At 64.3% G+C, this 16,936-nt stretch carries 19 protein-coding genes and 2 pseudogenes; 12 read left to right on the forward strand and 9 right to left on the reverse strand.

Annotation, left to right across the window (positions count from 1 at the left end):
- The first annotated feature begins 137 nt into the window (after positions 1 to 137).
- Positions 138 to 494 carry a VOC family protein gene (locus DKB74_RS08325; RefSeq protein ID WP_109807724.1) on the forward strand — a complete coding sequence of 119 codons (357 nt, stop codon included), beginning with the start codon at positions 138 to 140 and terminating at the stop codon, positions 492 to 494.
- A gap of 6 nt (positions 495 to 500) precedes the next feature.
- On the opposite strand, the gene DKB74_RS08330 is transcribed toward DKB74_RS08325, so the two are convergent.
- The 5 genes from DKB74_RS08330 to DKB74_RS08350 all read right to left on the reverse strand — a co-directional run bounded on the left by DKB74_RS08330 (position 501) and on the right by DKB74_RS08350 (position 4,653).
- On the reverse strand, positions 501 to 1,349 hold the full coding sequence (locus DKB74_RS08330; protein ID WP_109807629.1) for an ABC transporter permease: 849 nt from the start codon (positions 1,347 to 1,349) through the stop codon (positions 501 to 503).
- On the reverse strand, positions 1,342 to 2,265 hold the full coding sequence (locus tag DKB74_RS08335; RefSeq protein ID WP_205007853.1) for an ABC transporter ATP-binding protein: 924 nt from the start codon (positions 2,263 to 2,265) through the stop codon (positions 1,342 to 1,344). The genes DKB74_RS08330 and DKB74_RS08335 overlap by 8 nt, the downstream gene beginning before the upstream one ends.
- Before the next feature lie 86 nt (positions 2,266 to 2,351).
- Entirely contained in the window at positions 2,352 to 3,110 is a 759-nt protein-coding gene (locus DKB74_RS08340; RefSeq protein WP_205007854.1) for a sulfotransferase-like domain-containing protein, read from the reverse strand.
- 11 nt (positions 3,111 to 3,121) lie between these two features.
- Positions 3,122 to 4,045, reverse strand: coding sequence for an aminotransferase class IV (locus DKB74_RS08345; protein WP_109807631.1), 924 nt, complete (start codon positions 4,043 to 4,045; stop codon positions 3,122 to 3,124).
- Positions 4,046 to 4,161: 116 nt separating this feature from the next.
- Entirely contained in the window at positions 4,162 to 4,653 is a 492-nt protein-coding gene (locus DKB74_RS08350) for an SspB family protein (RefSeq protein WP_109807632.1), read from the reverse strand.
- 101 nt (positions 4,654 to 4,754) lie between these two features.
- Here DKB74_RS08350 and hisB point away from each other — a divergent pair, with 101 nt between their 5' ends.
- The 7 genes from hisB to DKB74_RS08390 all read left to right on the forward strand — a co-directional run bounded on the left by hisB (position 4,755) and on the right by DKB74_RS08390 (position 8,550).
- On the forward strand, positions 4,755 to 5,342 hold the full coding sequence (gene hisB, locus DKB74_RS08355) for an imidazoleglycerol-phosphate dehydratase HisB (RefSeq protein WP_109807726.1): 588 nt from the start codon (positions 4,755 to 4,757) through the stop codon (positions 5,340 to 5,342).
- Complete coding sequence (locus DKB74_RS08360; RefSeq protein ID WP_109807633.1) at positions 5,339 to 5,629, forward strand: YciI family protein; 291 nt, start codon at positions 5,339 to 5,341, stop codon at positions 5,627 to 5,629. Before hisB ends, DKB74_RS08360 begins: the two co-directional genes overlap by 4 nt.
- Complete coding sequence (gene hisH / locus DKB74_RS08365) at positions 5,626 to 6,228, forward strand: imidazole glycerol phosphate synthase subunit HisH (protein WP_109807634.1); 603 nt, start codon at positions 5,626 to 5,628, stop codon at positions 6,226 to 6,228. Before DKB74_RS08360 ends, hisH begins: the two co-directional genes overlap by 4 nt.
- Positions 6,216 to 6,950, forward strand: a complete 735-nt coding sequence (gene hisA / locus DKB74_RS08370; RefSeq protein WP_109807635.1) for a 1-(5-phosphoribosyl)-5-[(5-phosphoribosylamino)methylideneamino]imidazole-4-carboxamide isomerase — start codon at positions 6,216 to 6,218, stop codon at positions 6,948 to 6,950. Before hisH ends, hisA begins: the two co-directional genes overlap by 13 nt.
- Positions 6,951 to 7,191: 241 nt before the next feature.
- Complete coding sequence (gene hisF / locus DKB74_RS08380; RefSeq protein ID WP_109807637.1) at positions 7,192 to 7,953, forward strand: imidazole glycerol phosphate synthase subunit HisF; 762 nt, start codon at positions 7,192 to 7,194, stop codon at positions 7,951 to 7,953.
- A gap of 35 nt (positions 7,954 to 7,988) precedes the next feature.
- Complete coding sequence (locus DKB74_RS18985) at positions 7,989 to 8,198, forward strand: hypothetical protein (RefSeq protein ID WP_109807638.1); 210 nt, start codon at positions 7,989 to 7,991, stop codon at positions 8,196 to 8,198.
- A 31-nt stretch (positions 8,199 to 8,229) separates the two neighbouring features.
- Entirely contained in the window at positions 8,230 to 8,550 is a 321-nt protein-coding gene (locus DKB74_RS08390; RefSeq protein ID WP_109807639.1) for a phosphoribosyl-ATP diphosphatase, read from the forward strand.
- Between the two features lie 656 nt (positions 8,551 to 9,206).
- On the opposite strand, the pseudogene DKB74_RS08395 reads toward DKB74_RS08390, so the two are convergent.
- Positions 9,207 to 9,282: pseudogene (locus tag DKB74_RS08395) on the reverse strand.
- 64 nt (positions 9,283 to 9,346) lie between these two features.
- On the opposite strand from DKB74_RS08395, the gene DKB74_RS08400 reads away from it, so the two are divergent.
- A complete protein-coding gene (locus DKB74_RS08400; RefSeq protein ID WP_109807640.1) occupies positions 9,347 to 9,727 on the forward strand; it encodes a histidine triad nucleotide-binding protein in 381 nt (126 codons plus the stop codon).
- 176 nt (positions 9,728 to 9,903) lie between these two features.
- A complete protein-coding gene (locus DKB74_RS08405) occupies positions 9,904 to 11,487 on the forward strand; it encodes an amino acid permease (protein ID WP_109807641.1) in 1,584 nt (527 codons plus the stop codon).
- A 58-nt stretch (positions 11,488 to 11,545) separates the two neighbouring features.
- On the opposite strand, the gene DKB74_RS08410 is transcribed toward DKB74_RS08405, so the two are convergent.
- Positions 11,546 to 12,259, reverse strand: a complete 714-nt coding sequence (locus DKB74_RS08410; protein ID WP_239987429.1) for a class I SAM-dependent methyltransferase — start codon at positions 12,257 to 12,259, stop codon at positions 11,546 to 11,548.
- On the reverse strand, positions 12,234 to 12,710 hold the full coding sequence (locus tag DKB74_RS08415; protein ID WP_109807642.1) for an RrF2 family transcriptional regulator: 477 nt from the start codon (positions 12,708 to 12,710) through the stop codon (positions 12,234 to 12,236). Before DKB74_RS08415 ends, DKB74_RS08410 begins: the two co-directional genes overlap by 26 nt.
- A 110-nt stretch (positions 12,711 to 12,820) precedes the next feature.
- On the opposite strand from DKB74_RS08415, the gene DKB74_RS08420 reads away from it, so the two are divergent.
- Positions 12,821 to 14,362: an alanine/glycine:cation symporter family protein gene (locus DKB74_RS08420; RefSeq protein WP_205007855.1), complete on the forward strand. Its 1,542-nt coding sequence runs from the start codon at positions 12,821 to 12,823 to the stop codon at positions 14,360 to 14,362.
- 94 nt (positions 14,363 to 14,456) lie between these two features.
- On the opposite strand, the gene DKB74_RS08425 is transcribed toward DKB74_RS08420, so the two are convergent.
- On the reverse strand, positions 14,457 to 15,455 hold the full coding sequence (locus tag DKB74_RS08425; protein ID WP_109807643.1) for an adenosine kinase: 999 nt from the start codon (positions 15,453 to 15,455) through the stop codon (positions 14,457 to 14,459).
- Positions 15,456 to 15,807: 352 nt separating this feature from the next.
- Here DKB74_RS08425 and DKB74_RS08430 point away from each other — a divergent pair.
- Positions 15,808 to 16,512, forward strand: a pseudogene (locus DKB74_RS08430) (tyrosine-type recombinase/integrase); the annotation flags it as partial.
- Positions 16,513 to 16,936 lie beyond the last annotated feature (424 nt).

Genomic DNA, 16,936 nt, shown 5'->3' on the forward strand with positions numbered 1-16,936 from the left:
TACGGACGAGCCGCCAAGTCCATCCGGACATTTTCACACATTTGTCCGGAACGCGTGCGATCGGCCGGTTTCGCTATTGGCAAGGCGCGGCAACCTCCGCCATCCCGCCACCATCATGGCGAACGGAGATGCCGGATATGAACCATCATGTAGTTGCGATCGTGCCGAGCAGCGATCTGAACGCCAGCGAGGCCTTTTACCGGCGGCTCGGTTTCGATGTGGTCAGCGATTACGGCCAGTATCGCATCCTGGCCGATGGCCGGGGCTGGCACCTGCACCTCAATCACATGCCCGGCTGGCCGCGGCATATCGAGGATAATCCGTTCGGGCTCTACCTCTATGTCGAGGATGTCGATGCGCTGGCGCAGCAGGTGCGCGAGCTGATCATCGAACCCGATGCGCCCAAGGCCCGCCCCTGGGGCACCTATGAATTTTCGCTAAGCGACCCCAGCGGGCTGTTGGTGCGGGTGGGCCGGGTCATCGACCCGGCCTGATCGCGCCTAGTTCAGATCCTGCCGGGCGAAGCGCAGCTGGGTGGCTGCGGCGGCGGCGGCGATCCATGCGGAGAGAATCGCGAGCGATGCGCCGAAGCTGAATCCGATTGCCGCATCGGGGCCGAGCGCGAGTGTCATCCCCTGCCCCTTGGCCCAGGCCATGACATTGGCGACGTGATAGAGCGGCAGCACTTCGATCAGCGGCGTGCTGATCCCCGGCATGTAATTATGGCCGAGCACCGCGAGCAGCGGCAACAACCCCTCGATGATCACCAGTGCGATCGACAGGATTACCGTCGCGAGGATCGATTGCGTCAGTACCCCGAACAGCCCGGCAAAGGCGACGGTGTAGAGGATCGGCGCCAGCGCAAAGCCAATCGCGCGGATATGGGCTTCCAGCAGCGCTCCGATCGTCACGCCTGCGGGAATCGCTTCGCCCTGAAGGCTGCCGAGCAGTTCGCCGATCAGCCCGATCAGATCGGTGACGATCAGCGAAATGAGCACGAAGCCGACCACGACCACCCATTTGGCGGCAATCAATTGCCAACGGGCGCGGGCGGGAATGATCAGTTTCCAGGTATTCCAGCCATATTCGCCGGCAAAAACCAGCGCGGCAAAGCCCGCGATCAGGAACCGACCCGGCGCGGATTTGGGAATCTCCCAGAAAATCAGCGTGTTGTTGATCCATTGCTCGGCAGTGGCGGTCGTCCCGGCCTCGCCGGCCGGCGCAACCGCGCCATAGAGCAGCACGCCGATCAGGATCAGCGCGACGACAATCGGATAGATCCACACCATCAGCCAGGTGGCGCGATGGCGGCGAAGCTTCAGCGCTTCGGCATAAACGGCATCAAGCATCGCTGTCCCTCGTCATGGTGAGGAAGATGTCTTCCAGGCTGTGGCCGTCGGGGCCGATTGCGAAGATATCGACATTGGCGGCGGCGAGCTGGCGCACGATTTCGGGCGTGTCGGCGCGGCTCGCCTGAACGGTCAGTCCGGTTTCGGTGCGCTGGGCAGGCCAGCGCCCACCCAATGCGGCAAGCGCGGCATCGCCCGGTTCCGCTTCGATGCGCAGGGCATCGCCGACATCGAGCAATTCGCCGACCGTCGCTTCGCGCAGCAGCTTGCCCTTGTGGACGACAGCGACGCGGTCGCAAATCTGTTCGACTTCGTGGAGCAAGTGACTCGACAGGAACACCGCCTTGCCTTCGGCGGCAAGACCGCGGATCAGCGCGCGCATGTCCTGAATCCCGGCGGCATCGAGGCCATTGGCGGGTTCGTCGAGGATCACCAGATCGGGATTGTCGAGCAATGCCGCGGCGACGCCCAGCCGCTGCTTCATCCCGGTCGAATATCCCTTCACCTTGCGCTTTGCATCGCGGTCCAGTTCGACGCGTTCGAGCACTTCGTCGATCCGGGCACCGTCGCCCCCCTGCGTCCGCGCCAGCACGCGCAGATTGTCGCGCCCCGACAGGAAGCCATAGAAAGTGCCGCCATCGACCAGCGAACCGACCCGCGCCAGCGCGCCCTTTTCGGTGGGGTGCCGCCCGAAGATCAGCGCTTCGCCGGCTGTCGGGCGAATGAGGCTGAGCGCCATGCGGATCGTGGTGCTCTTGCCCGCGCCATTGGGCCCGAGAAAGCCATAGACCTCACCACAACGCACGCGGAGCGAGACATCGTCCACCGCGCGCTTGGCGTTGGCGCCGCGTCCATAGGCCTTGCCGATGCCGCGCAATTCCAGCGCGATCGTTTCGGCGGGTTCGCTGTCGACCAATCGTTCCTCCCTGTTCGGGCCCGATGCCGGCGCCCGCGTTGCGCCCATGGTGCCCGATCGAAAGTGTCTTATCAAGGCAATACAGATCAGGCGATAGCGTGGCGCGCCATGCGTTCGTAAAATGGCCGGGCGGCTTCGGCGATCGGCTTTACTGCATCGGGAAGGTCTTCGAATGTCGCGGTGCGCGCCGGGGCAGCGAAACCGGTCGATTTTTCCACTGCGTCATACCATGCCGGCGCCCATGCCCCGTCGCTTGCCCGGCGCCCCGGCGGCCAGTTCAGCATCCGCTCCGAAAAGGCGATGCCCAGTGCGGCGCAAAGGCGCGTGAGGCTGTCGCGCGGATTGCACTGCACGCCCGGGCCTTCGATCACGACCGGCGCAGTGCCGGTGCGATCGGCCACGCGATCGAACAATTCGCACTGGCGGACGACGCCGATATCCTGAAGCGTCACGTCGCCGCGCTTGACGATATACGATGCCAGCACCTGTTCGGGCGGGCGGATCAGAAAGGCGTTGGTGACCGCGTCCATCCAGTCGAGCCCGAAATCGGGGAGCATGTGATGGCACATATGCTTCTGATACCAGATCGGCGCGCCGTGCGGCGCTTCGCCCGCCATCGCCGCGGCGACATCGCGCCAGTCATTGGGCTGCGATGCGAGCACCGCGTCGTTCATCGGGTGGATGATGCCGGTTTCCGCCAGAAACGCGGCATAGAAGGGTTCGTCCGAAACGTCGCAATCGGGGCGATTTTCGAAGGCGCGCATCATCGCGGTCGAGCAATTGCGCGGGCCGGACCACATCGCGATTCTGATCGCGCCGTGATCGGGGGCAATGCGGCGATTCATGGCTGTCTCCGTCAAATCAGCGCGTTCGCGGCGGCGTCCGCATCCTTCATCACGGCATAGGCTTCGGCGATCGCCTGTGTCACCGGGCCGTTGACGTGCGGCAGCGCGCGACCGTCGATCATCCGCACCGGGGTAATGCCGCCCATCGTTCCGGTGACAAAGGCTTCGTCTGCTTCGCAAACCCGTTCGGGCGGGAAACTGCCCTGCCGGATCGGCGCGACGCCGCCGTTGCAGGCGAGGATCACATTGCCGCGCGTGATACCGTTGAAACAGTAACGGTCGCCGGCGACGAACACCGCCCCGTCCTTTACCCAGAAGAAGTTGGTGGCGTTGCAACTGGCGACATGCCCATGCGGATCGAGCATCAGCGCTTCGTCGGCTTCGGGGTCGATATCGATCGCTTCGAGCAGCGCGCGGATGAAGTTGAGGCGGCTGTGCGAATTCAATCGCATGTCGAACATGTCCGGGCCGGTGGTGCGCGTGGTCACGCTCTGCACCTTCAGGCCGCCGCCGGGGATCGGCGCAGGCGTCTTATATTCGGCGGTGATGACGATGGTTGCGCGGCCGAGCGCGTTGCGCGGGTCCTGATTGACCGTCGCCTTGCGACCGCGCGTCACCATCAGGCGGAGATGCGCGCCATCGCTCATGCCGTTGGCGATCAGCAACTCGCGCAGCGCTGCCCGCATTTCCTCGCGGGTCAGCCCGATATCGATGCGGATCGCCGCGGCGCCGGCGTAGAGCCGGTCGAGATGCGCATCGAGGAACAGCAGCGCCCCGCGATGCAGCCGCAGCCCCTCCCACACGCCATCGCCGAGCCCGAATCCCGCATCGAAAATCGACACGCTGGCGCCGTCATGCGGCACCAGTTCGCCGTTCAGGTGAACGAGGAGATTGGCGTTGCGGGGATCGGGTGTGAAATCTTGCGAACCGGCCATGGTGTCAGCCTAGGTGGACTATGGCGGCACGGGAAGGGTTTTAGGCGTTTCCATGCCAGCTCTGAGCAGTCAGCCCCACACCTGCCTCCGGCGGAGTAATTCGTCCCCCGGACAAATTACTTCTTCCGCTTGAAATCCACCGATACGACGTTCGAGCCGTCTTCGGCCTGGGTCACGACTGCGCCCTCGCCGTCATTTTCGGCTTCTTCGTACGAATCGGGATCGTTTTCCGGGTCGTCATTGACCTGGAAACGCAGTTCGAAATTGACCGCCGGATCGTGGAAGCCGGTGATCGCCGCAAAGGGGATGACCAGCATCGCCGGCACCTGATTGAAGCTGAGCCCGACCGAGAATCGCTCCGCATCGACCTTCAGGTCCCAGAAACGATGCTGGAGGACGATCGTCATTTCGTCGGGGAAACGCTCCATCAGCCGGTCGGGGATGTCCACGCCGGGCGCCTGCGTCTTGAACGTGATGTAGAAATGATGCGATCCGGGCAGTCCGCCGGTCGTGGCAACCTGCCCCAGCACCCGGCCGACCACGGCGCGCAGGGCCTCCTGCACGATTTCGTCATAGGGAATCAGGCTATCGGGTACGGCAGTGTTCATGCGCCAACTGCTAGCGGATGAGCCACGCCGGTCAAGCCAGACTTGCCCCGCGCCAAGTCAATCCGAATTGCATGGACGCAAAGGAACGCTATGGAGGCGCCATGCGCACCGCCACCGTCAGCCGCAAGACCAGCGAGACATCGGTCGACGTCACCGTCAATCTGGACGGGACGGGATCCTATGCGATTTCCACCGGAATCGGCTTTTTCGACCATATGCTCGAACAGCTGTCGCGCCATTCGCTGATCGACATGGACATAAAGACGGTCGGCGACCTGCATATCGACCAGCATCACACGGTCGAGGATACCGGGCTTGCCATCGGCGAGGCGGTTGCCAAGGCGCTGGATGATAAAAAGGGCATTCGCCGCTATGCCGATGCGCTGTCGCCGATGGACGAGACGCTGACGCGCGTCGCGATCGACATCTCCGGGCGTCCCTATTGCGTGTTCAAGACGCAGTTCAGCCAGAAGCGCCTCGGCGAAATGGACACCGAAATGTTCGAACATTGGTTCCAGAGCTTTTCGCAGACCGCGGGCCTGACGCTGCATGTCGAGACGCTGTATGGCGACAACAACCACCATATCGCCGAAAGCTGTTTCAAGGGCCTTGCCCGCGCGCTGCGCGAAGCAGTCGAGATCGACCCGCGCAAGGCCGGGGTGATTCCGAGCACCAAGGGGACGCTGTGAGCCTTACCGTCGTCGAACTGACCTATAAGGTCGACCCCGCCGAGATTACCGAATTGCGCCCGGCGCATCTGGAATGGCTGCGCGAGGGGCTGGCGGCGGGCAAGCTGGTCCTTTCGGGGCGAAAGATGCCGGTGACCGGTGGCATGCTGATCGTACGCGGCGATGTGGACGCTGCGCGCGCATGGTGCGAGAGCGACCCCTTCGCGCTCGCCGATGTCGCCGATTATCGGTATTTCGCGTTCGAACCGAGCATGGCGGCACCGGGGCTGGAATCGCTGCTGGCATGAGCATCGCGCTGATCGATTATGGCGCGGGCAATCTCCATTCGGTGCATAATGCGCTGAAGGCGGCGGGCGCGCGCGACATCGCGGTGACTGCCGATCCGCAAGCGGTGCTGCGCGCCGATCGCGTGGTGTTGCCCGGCGTCGGCGCCTTCGGCGCCTGCGCGGCGGGGCTGCGCGGGATCGACGGCATGGTCGAAGCGCTGGAAACGCGGGTGCTGACCGGCGGCGCGCCGTTTCTGGGCGTGTGCGTGGGGATGCAGCTGCTCGCCACCACCGGCGAGGAAATGGGCAGCCATGCCGGGCTCGGCTGGATGCCGGGCGTCGTCCGCCAATTGCCCGCCGACACGGTCCGCGTGCCGCATATGGGCTGGAACGATGTCACGCCTTTGGTCGATCACCCGCTGATCGAAGCGGGCGAAGCCTATTTCCTGCACAGCTTTGCGTTTGAAGCCACCGACGGCATTCTGGCGGTGACCGATCATGGCGGTCCGGTGACCGCCGCGATCGGCCGCGACAATATCGTCGGGGTCCAGTTTCACCCCGAAAAAAGCCAGCGTTACGGCATTGCGCTGGTCGAAAGGTTCCTTGCTTGGCGTCCCTGACCGTTTTTCCCGCGATCGACCTCAAGGCCGGCAAGGTGGTGCGCCTTGCCGAAGGCGATATGGCGCGCGCCACCGTCTATGGCGAAGACCCTGCCGCGCAGGCGCAGGCATTTGCCGCAGCGGGCGCGGATCATCTTCATGTCGTCGATCTGGACGGCGCCTTTGCCGGCAAGACCGTCAATCGCGCGGCAGTCGATCAGGCGATCCGCGCGTTCCCCGGCAAGGTGCAGCTGGGCGGCGGCATCCGCACGCGCGATACGATCGAGCGCTGGCTGGAAATCGGCGTGGCGCGGATCGTGATCGGCACCGCCGCGATGGAAAATCCCGCGCTGGTGCGCGAGGCGGCGCGCGTCCATCCCGGCAGGATCGTCGTCGCGGTCGATGCGCGCGACGGCATGGTCGCCACCAATGGCTGGGCGGACGTGACCAATGTTTCGGTCGAAGAACTCGCCCGGCGGTTCGAGGATGCGGGCGTTGCCGCTTTGCTGTTCACCGATGTGGGGCGCGACGGGCTGCTCAAGGGCTGCAATGTCGAAGCGACGGTGGCGCTCGCCCGTGCGGTCGATATTCCGGTGATCGCCAGCGGCGGCGTTGCGGGGATCGGGGATATCGAAGCGCTGACCGGGCATGTCCGCGACGGCGTCGAAGGGGTGATCACCGGTCGCGCGCTCTATGACGGGCGGCTGGATCTGGCCGAAGCGATCCGGGTGGCGAAGGGATGAGCCTTTTCTCCGCATACCCCCTCCCCCGTTCGTCCCGAGCGCAGTCGAGGGACATGTCCGGAGCGTTGAACAAGCGTGTCTCGACTTCGCTCGACACGAACGGGGCAGCTTGGGGCAAGGGGAGGTGGCAGCGCGAAGCGCTGACGGAGGGGGATAGCCTCCACGCGATCTCGCCTGTGGCAGCCCCCCTCCACCACGCCGCTGCGCGGCGCGGTCCCCCTCCCCGCTACGGGGAGGAGAGATGACCGTCCGGGCGCGCGTCATTCCCTGTCTCGACGTTGCCGAGGGCCGCGTGGTCAAGGGCGTCAATTTCGTCGAACTGCGCGATGCGGGCGATCCGGTCGAGCAGGCGCGCGCCTATGACGCGGCGGGCGCCGACGAGCTGTGCTTCCTCGACATCACCGCAAGCCATGAAGAGCGCGGCACGTTTCTGGATGTCGTCAGCCGCACCGCCGAAGTGTGCTTCATGCCGCTGACCGTGGGCGGCGGGGTGCGCAGTGTCGAGGATGCGCGCGCGCTGCTGCTCGCCGGGGCCGACAAGGTCGCAGTGAACAGCGCCGCGGTTTCGCGCCCCGAAGTCGTGTCGGACATCGCCGAGAAGATGGGCAGCCAATGCGTCGTCGCCTCGGTCGATGCGCGACGCGTGGCGCCGGGCAAATGGGAAGTCTTCACCCATGGCGGGCGCCGTCCGACCGGGATCGACGCAGTCGAACATGCGCTCAAGCTCGCCCGGCTGGGCGCTGGCGAAATCCTGCTGACATCGATGGATCGCGACGGCACGCGCGAGGGGTTCGACCTCGAGCTGGTCCGCGCCATCGCCGACCAGGTGACGGTGCCGGTGGTCGCATCGGGCGGCGTCGGCAATTTGCAGCATCTGGTCGAAGGGATACGCGACGGCCATGCCAGCGCGGTGCTGGCGGCATCGATCTTTCACTTCGGCGAATCTACGATTGCGCAGGCGCATGCGGCGCTGGCTGCCGCCGGAATCCCCGTTCGCGCTTAACCTTGTGGTGAGCGGTGCGCGCTAAAAGCGGCGCCATGGTTCGACTGCTCACTCTGATTCCCGCGTTCATTGCCGTTCCGGCGCTCGCCTATGCGCCGCATTCGGGCGAAGCGGGGACGCGCACCATGCCGCAGCTTTCGGATATCGCGCTGGTGGTGTTTGCCGCAGGCGCGCTGTGGTTCGTTCGCCACGCGATGCGCCGTCGCAAGCGCAAACAGGACGCGCCGCAACCTGCGGAAGATTGACAGCAGCGCCCAGCCGCGCAAGGCGGGTGGCATGTCCCATGACGATATTCTCGACCGGCTGGAAGCCACGATCCGCGAACGCCGCAGCGGCGATCCCGAAACCAGCTATGTCGCGCGGCTAACGGCCAAAGGCCGCAAGAAAATCGCGCAGAAGCTGGGCGAGGAAGGCGTCGAAACCGCCATCGCGGCGGTCGCCGAGGATAAAGCCGCGCTGACCGGCGAAGCGGCGGACCTGATCTTTCACCTGATCGTGCTGCTGGCGGATGCCGGGCTGACCCTGGACGACGTCCGCGCCGAACTGGCGCGGCGCGAGGGGATGTCGGGGATTGCGGAGAAGGCGTCGCGGGGGTGACGATAGGGTCGCAGCCCCTGCCCCATTCGCGCTGAGCCTGTCGAAGCGCTGCTGTTTCTTCAAAGACCGTCGGCGAAGCGAGGACGGAGCTTCGAAAATTCTCCCGAGCCCGGTCGAGAGGTTCAGCCCACGGCGTTTGGGAGAGCAGGGTGGGCCAAGGCAACGAACGCGCGATAATTCCCGTCGTCCCTGCGCAGGCAGGGACCCATGGCTTATCGCCCCGCGCACCCCCGGTCACAGATCCGACGCGCCTGTGTCAGCCCATCCCCGCAAGATACAGCGATAGGCCCCTGCCTGCGCAGGGGCGACGGCTTTGACCGTCAATTCGACAGCCAACCCCGCCGTCACCCCGGACTTGATCCGGGGTCCAGCTGCCTTTTTCCAGCGGCCGCAGAAGAAGCTGGATCCCGGGTCAAGCCCGGGATGACGACCTGATTAGTCTCTGGCGGGGGAAACACCACGCTTCGCCGCGGCAGCGGCCATGAGGATGCGTTCGACTATTGCCTCAAGCGACGTTTCCATGCCCGGCCACCATCCATGGAGATCCCCCCAGCTCAGCAGTTCGTGAGCAGCGGCCTCCAATTCGGCGTTGGAAGGTCGGTCTGCTTCAACAAATTTGCGTGGATGCATGATCGCCCTGCCTGCCAGTCAAAATTAGCCGGCGGCAGGGATCGAACCTGCACCCTGTCGGGACCGCTGGTGCGATACGTTTACCAATTCCGTCACGCCGACCAGCGCGACCTACACCTCTCGGCGAAGAATGGCTATGCGCTTGGCAACCGAAAGGAGACTGCGCATGCCCATCGACGCCACCGCGCCCTATGACGATCAGAATATCTTCGCGAAGATCCTGCGCGGCGAAATTCCGAACAAGACGGTGTATGAGGATGCATTCGCGCTCGCATTCCACGACATCAATCCGCAGGCGCCGCATCACATCCTCGTGATTCCCAAGGGCCCCTATGTCAGCTGGGACGATTTTTCGGCCAGCGCGTCCGACGCGGAAATCGCCGGATTTGTCCGCGCGGTGGGAAAGGTGGCGCGCGAGGCCGGGTTCGTCGAACCGGGATACCGGTTGCTCGCCAATGTCGGGATGGACGCGCATCAGGAAGTCCCGCATCTGCACGTCCACATCTTTGCCGGGCGCAAATTGGGGCCGATGCTCGCCCACGATTGAGGCCGGGGGCACGGCGCGAAGGCCGCCGCCCCTTCCCCATGCCGAATTCCTGCCGTGGTGCAATCGGTTACCGCGACGTAAATGCGCCCTTGCCCCGTGCAATTTCGCCGCTAGGCTCGCGCCTTTCGTAACCACGTGGCGGCATCGAACCGCCACGGCTTTCAAAGGGGCCCTCCATGATATTCGGGCGCATCAAGCCACTCGATGCAATTCTGGCCACCGCCGAGAAGAAATCGCTGACGCGCACGCTGGGCGCGGTGCAACTGACGCTGCTCGGCGTCGGCGCGATCATCGGCACCGGCATCTTCGTCCTCACTTCCGAAGCGGCGCAAAAGGCCGGCCCGGGGATGATGTGGGCGTTCGTCATTGCAGCCGTCGTGTGCGGCGTCGCCGCGCTCTGCTATTCCGAAATCGCGTCGATGGTGCCGGTTTCGGGCTCGGCCTATACCTATACCTATGCGGTGATGGGCGAATTGCTCGCCTGGATGGTCGGCTGGGCGCTGATCCTCGAATATGCCGTCGCGGCGTCGGCCGTGTCGGTCGGCTGGTCGGGCTATTTCGTGGGCCTGTTACACAGTTGGGGCGTGGAAATGCCTCATATCCTGGCGGTCGGGCCCTATGCGGGCGGCATCGTCAACCTGCCCGCGCTGGTGATCGCGCTGCTCGTCACGCTGTTGCTGATGATCGGCACCACCGAAAGCGCGCGCGTCAACGCCGTGCTGGTGGCGATCAAGGTGACGGCGCTTACGGTGTTCATCGCGCTGACATTGCCGGTGATGAAGGGTGCGAATTTCGAACCGTTCATGCCCAATGGCTGGTTCGGCAACGGCCATGGCGCGGGTCTGGGCGCTGTCGGCGCCGCGGCTTCGATCTTCTTCGCCTATGTCGGTTTCGACGCGGTTTCGACTGCGGCCGAGGAAACCAAGAACCCGCAGCGCAACGTGCCGATCGGCCTGATCGGATCGCTGGCGATCTGTACGGTCTTCTATCTGCTCGTCGCCGCCGGCGCGATCGGATCGATGGGTGCGCAGCCGGTAACCGGCCTGGGCGGCGAAATCCTGTCGCCCGGCACGACCGAGCTTGCCGACCGCTGTCAGGCGATCGCCGCAGTCACCACCGAACCGCTGGTCTGTTCGCGTGAGGCGCTGGCGCATGTGCTGCGCACGATCGGGTATGAACGGCTGGGCGATCTGATCGGCGTTGCCGCCTTCCTGGCGCTGCCGTCGGTCATCCTGATCATGTTGTTCGGCCAGACCCGCATCTTCTTCGTGATGGCGCGCGATGGCCTGCTTCCCGAAAAGCTGGCGACGATCCATCCCAAGTGGAAAACGCCGCATATCGTGACGATGATCACGGGTGTCGCGGTGGCGTTCTTTGCCGCGTTCCTGCCGGTGGGGCAGCTTGCCGACATTTCCAATTCGGGAACGCTGTTCGCCTTCTTCATGGTGGCGATCGCGGTGCTGATCCTGCGTCGTACCCAGCCGGATCGTCCGCGTCCGTTCCGCACCCCGCTGGTCTGGGTCGTCGCGCCGCTGGCGATCCTCGGTACGCTGGGGCTCTACTTCAACCTGCCGTTCGAAGCGAAGATGGTGCTCCCGGTCTGGGGCGGCATCGGCCTCGTCGTCTATTTCCTCTATGGCTATCGCAAGAGCCATGTGGGTCGCGGCATCATCGACGTCCATGAGGACGATCCCGACGCCCCGCCGCAGCCGGTCCCGCCGATCGGCAGCGCGCATACGCCGGGCGGCAAGGACGCCTGATCGCGGCGCACGACCGATGAAAAGGGGCCGGCAGCAATGTCGGCCCCTTTTTCATGCATCACGCGTGACCGACCCAGCCGCGCCAGGTAAAGGCGGCGTAGAATTGTTCAGCATCGGCAAAGCCGCCGCGGTGCAGGATTTCGAGATCCTGTTCGGGCGACAACATGTTGCCGCTGGCCAGCACCGCGTCGCGCGCAGTCCGCGCCTGTTCGGGATCGGCGCCCGAAGCGATGGCGAAGTGCATGTAGCGATCGACCCAGCACACCTGTTCTTCATGCGATCCGCGCGGGAAGCTGCCATGCGCAGCGACGAACGGCGCGCCGGGGCGCAGGCGGCGATGGATCGCGCGGACGGTATCCTCGCGTGCCTGCGGCGGCAGGAAATGGAGCGTCAGCAGGCACGTCGCGCCATCGAACGGGCCGTCGGGCGCATCGTCGATCAGCCCTTCGATCAGGTCGACGCGATCCATCGCATCGCCGACCGTGCGCGCCGCCAGCCGCAGCATCGCGCCCGCCGGATCGACGCCGACAAAGCGCCAGCCAGGATAGGCATCGGCCAGCGCCCTGAGCTCGAGCCCACCCCCTGCCCCCAGCACGAGGATACGCGCATGTTCCGGCGCACGCTCGGCAAGCAACAGCCCGGTCATGCGGTGCAGCGCGTCGAGCCCCGGCGTGAACCGGCGCGGCCCGTTGGCATAATCGGCAATCGCCGCGTCATCGTCGAAATGGCGCAGGAAAATGCGCTGGCTATCCTCGGTCATCGTGTCGGTCATGCGGAATGTCCCTGTGAGCGTGGGGATGCGCGACCATGCGCGCGTGGAAATCGGCCGACAGCTGCGCGAGCGTGACATTGGCGAAGGATGCGAGCAGCACCGCTTCGGCTTCGCCCAGCGCGCCATCGAGCGCGGCGTTGACCGATTGTTCGACCAGGCATTGCGGATCGGCATTGCGATGGCCGATGGCGAACAGGGAAGGCGCGCCGAGCGCCGCGTAGATATCCGCCAGCGTCACCTGATCGAGCGGACGCGCCAATCGCCACCCGCCGCCATGGCCGCGTTCGGATGCGACATAACCCTGTTCGCGCAGCCCCGCCATGATCCGCCGGATGACGACCGGATTGGTCTGCATCGCCTGCGCCAAGATTTCCGACGTTACCGGGCCATCCTGTTCGGCCATGTGCAGCAGCACGTGCAGCACCCCGGAAAGTCGACCATCGCGTTTCATGTAACTTTACATGTTACGATTCGTCGGCTGCGTCAAGGGACAACGGCCTTTCCCCCGGGGGCGGCTTGCGTTAGCTTCCCGTTTTGGACGTTTCCAAAAGGGGGGTAATTTTGGCAGCAGATCCTGCGGCGGGGACCGCGCTTATCGATCACGTAACCAATGTGTCGGACCTGCTGTGGGGCGGCACGTGGAACGGCGCGGAAATCCTGCCGATTCCACCGCTGGTCGTGATCTTGTTCGGTGTCGGCCTGTATCTGATGATCGGCCTGAAATTCTATCCGATCCTGCAGCTTCCGCACGCGTTCAAGGCGCTGTTCACCAAATCGGGCGGCAACGGAGCGGGCGAGATTTCCCCCTTTGCAGCGCTTTCGACCGCGCTTTCGGGTCAGGTCGGCACGGGCAACCTTGCCGGGGTCGCGACTGCCATCACGCTGGGCGGGCCCGGAGCGGTATTCTGGATGTGGATTACCGCGCTGCTCGGCATGTCGCTCGCCTTTGCCGAAGGCTCGCTTGCGATCCGCTATCGCGAAGTCACGTCGGAAGGCCATTATCGCGGCGGTCCGATGAGCTACATCACGTTCGGCATGGGGCCGAAATGGAAATGGCTGGCGGTGCTTTTCTGTCTCGCGGTGCTGTTTTCGGGCCTGATCACCGGTAACGGCATTCAGGCGAACAGCTTTGCCGATTCGGTGAACGAACTTACCGGACTGGACGAATGGGTCGGCGGCGCGATTGCCGCAGTCGCAGTGTTCGTCGTCATCATCGGCGGCATCAAATCGATCGGCGCAGTGGCTGAAAAGATCGTGCCGACCATGGCGATCACCTATATCATCATGGCGCTGATCGCGCTGGCGCTCAATTTCGGCGACCTGCCCGAAACCTTTGCCCGCATCTTTGGCGGGGCATTCAACCCGCAATCGGCGCTGGGCGGCTTTCTGGGCGCGAGCATGATCGTCGCGATCCGTGCCGGCGCGGCGCGCGGCCTGTTTTCGAACGAAGCGGGCCAGGGTTCAACGCCGATCGCGCATGCCGTCGCGCAGACCCGCGACCCCGCGATGCAGGGCCGGTTCGCGATGATGGGGACGTTCATCGACACGATCCTGATCTGCACGATGACGGCACTGGTGATCCTGACCGTGGAGGGCAATTTCAGCGCGGGCGGCGAAGCCGTGAAACATGCGTGGCAATCCGATCTCAACGGCTTTTCGATGACATCGGGTGCCTTTGCCGCGGCATTCCCGCTCGACATTGCCGGCATTCCGATCGGTACGTTGATCGCGTCGGTCGCGCTGCTGTTGTTCGTGTTCACCACCTTGCTCACCTGGAGCTATTATGGCGAACGCGCGATCACCTTCCTCTACGACCAGTTGCCCGGCGCTTCGCCGAAGGGCGAAAAGACGCTGCATTTCATCTGGCGCCTGCTGTGGTGCGTGGTGATCTATGTCAGCTCGACCGTCGATCTGGAGCTGATCTGGCGGCTGGGCGATATTTCCAACGCGACGATGGTGCTGCCCAACCTGCTGGCGCTCGCGATCCTGTCGCCGGTGGTGTTCAAACTGGCCAAGGGCATCCGCAATGCGGGCAAGGACCATGGCCGCGAAACGCCGAGCGAATTGTTCGACGAGGCACCGGCACCGGCACCGGCCGAGTAAGCCGGACGCCGGCGGCGACAAAAACAAAGGGCCGGGGAGCGATCCCCGGCCCTTTTGCTTTGACCCATTCCTCCCCGCGTGGGGAGGAAAAGGGTCAGCCCAGCTTCTTTTCGACCAGCGCCTTGAGGTCGACTTCGGGGCGCGCGCCATAATGGCTGATGATCTCGGCTGCGCAGAGCGCGCCCATCTTGAGCGAATCGGCGACGCTCCTGCCCTGCGCCTGACCGCGCAGGAAGCCGGCGGCGAACAGATCGCCTGCGCCCGTCGTGTCGACCACCTTGGCGATCGGCTCGGCAGACACTTGCGCGCGTTCGCCGTTGGTGATTGCAATCGCGCCCTTTTCGCTACGGGTGACGACCAGCACCGGCACTTGCGGCGCGATCTTTGCGACTGCTTCCTCGAAATCCTCGACCTGCGCGAGCGCAAGCAGTTCGTTTTCATTGGCGAACAGGATGTCGAGCAGCCCTTCGGCGAGCAGCGCGCGGAAATCGTCGCCATGGCGCGAAATGCAGAACACGTCGGACAGAGTGAACGCGACCTTGCGTCCGTTCGAGCGCGCGACGTCGATCGCAGCGCGCATCGCCTGACGCGGCTCTTCGGGATCCCAGAGATAGCCTTCGAGATAGAGGATCGCACCGCGCGCGATCAGATCGAGGTCGAGCGCGCTTTCGGGCAGGAATTGCGACGCGCCGAGAAAGGTGTTCATCGTGCGCTGGCCGTCGGGCGTCACGAAGATCAGGCAGCGCGCGGTGGTCGGATCCCCGGCGCGCGGCGCGGTATCGAAATGGACGCCCGCTGCGTTGATGTCATGTTTGAACACGGTGCCGAGCTGGTCGTCCGCCACCTGGCCGATAAAGCCGCATTTGCCGCCGAGCGAGGCGATCCCCGCGACCGTGTTCGCCGCCGAACCGCCCGAAACCTCGCGTCCCGGCCCCATCTTGGCATAAAGCGCATCGGCTTCTTCAGGAGAGAAGATCAGCTGCATCGAGCCCTTGGCCACGCCCAGTTCGACGATGAAGTCGTCGGTCGCCTGCGCAAGCACGTCGACAATGGCGTTACCGATTGCGACGACGTCGAATTCAGGGGTGGTCACACATTTCTCCTTCGGGGTTGCAGCCTGCCCCTAGGCAACGGCAAGAAGGAGCGCAACCGAAGCGCGCGCGAAGGGAACGACGACTAGGTCGTGAACCCATAAACGGCGCCGTCGAGGTTTGAGGCAAAATGGCTCAGCGCAAGGAGGCAGGGCGCAGGAATATGGCGATATTTCAAGCTCTGCCGACGCAGCGCTGGGCCATTTTGGTCAAATCCCTTCGGGACGCCGGAATGGCTTCCATCTCGACCCAAAGCGGCCTTGGAAGGGCGCCCAGCCCTCCCGGCGGCCACTTTGGCCCGATATGTTCGCCATTCCGGCGCCTCGGCGGTGCCGTTTATGGGTTCACGACCTAGTCTTCCGCTATGCCGTTGCCACGGCCCGACTAAGGTCCGATCCCACGCGGGACTTGCGCGGCGCGCTGACGACGCCAACGGTCACTCACTATGGGGCAGTAACTGAAGCCAGTCAGGTCGGGGAACTGCTCAGGTCCATCGACGGCTACCAAGGCCAGGGCATGACGAAATGGGCGCTGCAACTCGCACCGCATGTCTTCGTTCGCCCCGGCGAATTGCGCCACGCTCGGTGGGATGAGATAAATCTGGAAACGGGGCTGTGGATCATCCCCGCCGAGAAGATGAAGATGCGCAAGCCGCACCACGTGCCGCTCTCGCGTCAGTCGATTGCGATCCTGGAGGAAATCCGGTCCATCACCGGGTCGTCGGGCTATGTTTTTCCATCGATGCGCACGCGCTTGCGGCCGATGTCCGAGAACACACTCAATTCGGCCTTGCGGCGACTTGGTTATGCCAGCAACGAAATGACGGCACATGGCTTTCGGGCGATGGCCAGCACTCTACTCAACGAATCAGGCAAGTGGTCACCGGACGCCATCGAACGCTCGCTGGCGCATGGTGACAGCGACAAGGTCCGCGCGGCCTAGCACCGCGGCGCCCATTGGAAGGAGCGTGTTGCGATGGCGCAATGGTGGTCCGATCTCTTGGATTCGTTGCGGAGCGGAGCCACCATCCTGCCCTTTCCGGGGGTGATGGCCGGCTAGGCAATTTGGGAACTATCCGACTTTCCTCACTCGTCCGCTGGTTTCCTCATGTTGACGGGCTGGAACCGGCACCTCAGCGGAAGTCTGTTTTGAAGTACGAAGCGCCAGACTGCCAAGCGCGTTCTGATCCACGCCGACAGCCGTTCCACCAATCTGGTCGACCAGAAGATGCTTTGTGTCGCGCTGTCACGCGCGAAGGCCAAGGCCGCAATACTCACCGGCGACAAGGACAGGCTTATCCGCGCGATCTTCGATCGCGCAAGCGAGAAGCAAACGGCCATGAGTGCGGCGACGGCCTGACGTGACCCCCGGCTTTCATCCAGTGGCAACCAGAGACCGACTGTTGTTGTCGCGCAAGAGCGCGGGTGAAGCAACGGGCGGGGTTAACCCCGCCCGTTGCTTTTCGAGTTCGGCGGCGAATGCC

This window comes from Stakelama portus (assembly GCF_003171655.1).
Lineage (GTDB): Bacteria > Pseudomonadota > Alphaproteobacteria > Sphingomonadales > Sphingomonadaceae > Sphingomonas > Sphingomonas portus.

Excerpts from the sequence above, each read along its gene's own strand:
- DKB74_RS08340 (WP_205007854.1), bottom strand. The coding sequence starts at position 3,110 with ATGAATCGCCGCATTGCCCCCGATCACGGCGCGATCAGAATCGCGATG.
- hisF (WP_109807637.1), top strand. The coding sequence starts at position 7,192 with ATGACCGTCCGGGCGCGCGTCATTCCCTGTCTCGACGTTGCCGAGGGC.
- DKB74_RS08410 (WP_239987429.1), bottom strand. The coding sequence starts at position 12,259 with ATGACCGACACGATGACCGAGGATAGCCAGCGCATTTTCCTGCGCCAT.
- hisB (WP_109807726.1), top strand. The coding sequence starts at position 4,755 with ATGCGCACCGCCACCGTCAGCCGCAAGACCAGCGAGACATCGGTCGAC.
- DKB74_RS08390 (WP_109807639.1), top strand. The coding sequence starts at position 8,230 with ATGTCCCATGACGATATTCTCGACCGGCTGGAAGCCACGATCCGCGAA.
- DKB74_RS08405 (WP_109807641.1), top strand. The coding sequence starts at position 9,904 with ATGATATTCGGGCGCATCAAGCCACTCGATGCAATTCTGGCCACCGCC.
- DKB74_RS08400 (WP_109807640.1), top strand. The coding sequence starts at position 9,347 with ATGCCCATCGACGCCACCGCGCCCTATGACGATCAGAATATCTTCGCG.
- DKB74_RS18985 (WP_109807638.1), top strand. The coding sequence starts at position 7,989 with ATGGTTCGACTGCTCACTCTGATTCCCGCGTTCATTGCCGTTCCGGCG.
- DKB74_RS08345 (WP_109807631.1), bottom strand. The coding sequence starts at position 4,045 with ATGGCCGGTTCGCAAGATTTCACACCCGATCCCCGCAACGCCAATCTC.
- DKB74_RS08330 (WP_109807629.1), bottom strand. The coding sequence starts at position 1,349 with ATGCTTGATGCCGTTTATGCCGAAGCGCTGAAGCTTCGCCGCCATCGC.
- DKB74_RS08415 (WP_109807642.1), bottom strand. The coding sequence starts at position 12,710 with ATGAAACGCGATGGTCGACTTTCCGGGGTGCTGCACGTGCTGCTGCAC.
- DKB74_RS08350 (WP_109807632.1), bottom strand. The coding sequence starts at position 4,653 with ATGAACACTGCCGTACCCGATAGCCTGATTCCCTATGACGAAATCGTG.
- hisH (WP_109807634.1), top strand. The coding sequence starts at position 5,626 with ATGAGCATCGCGCTGATCGATTATGGCGCGGGCAATCTCCATTCGGTG.
- DKB74_RS08325 (WP_109807724.1), top strand. The coding sequence starts at position 138 with ATGAACCATCATGTAGTTGCGATCGTGCCGAGCAGCGATCTGAACGCC.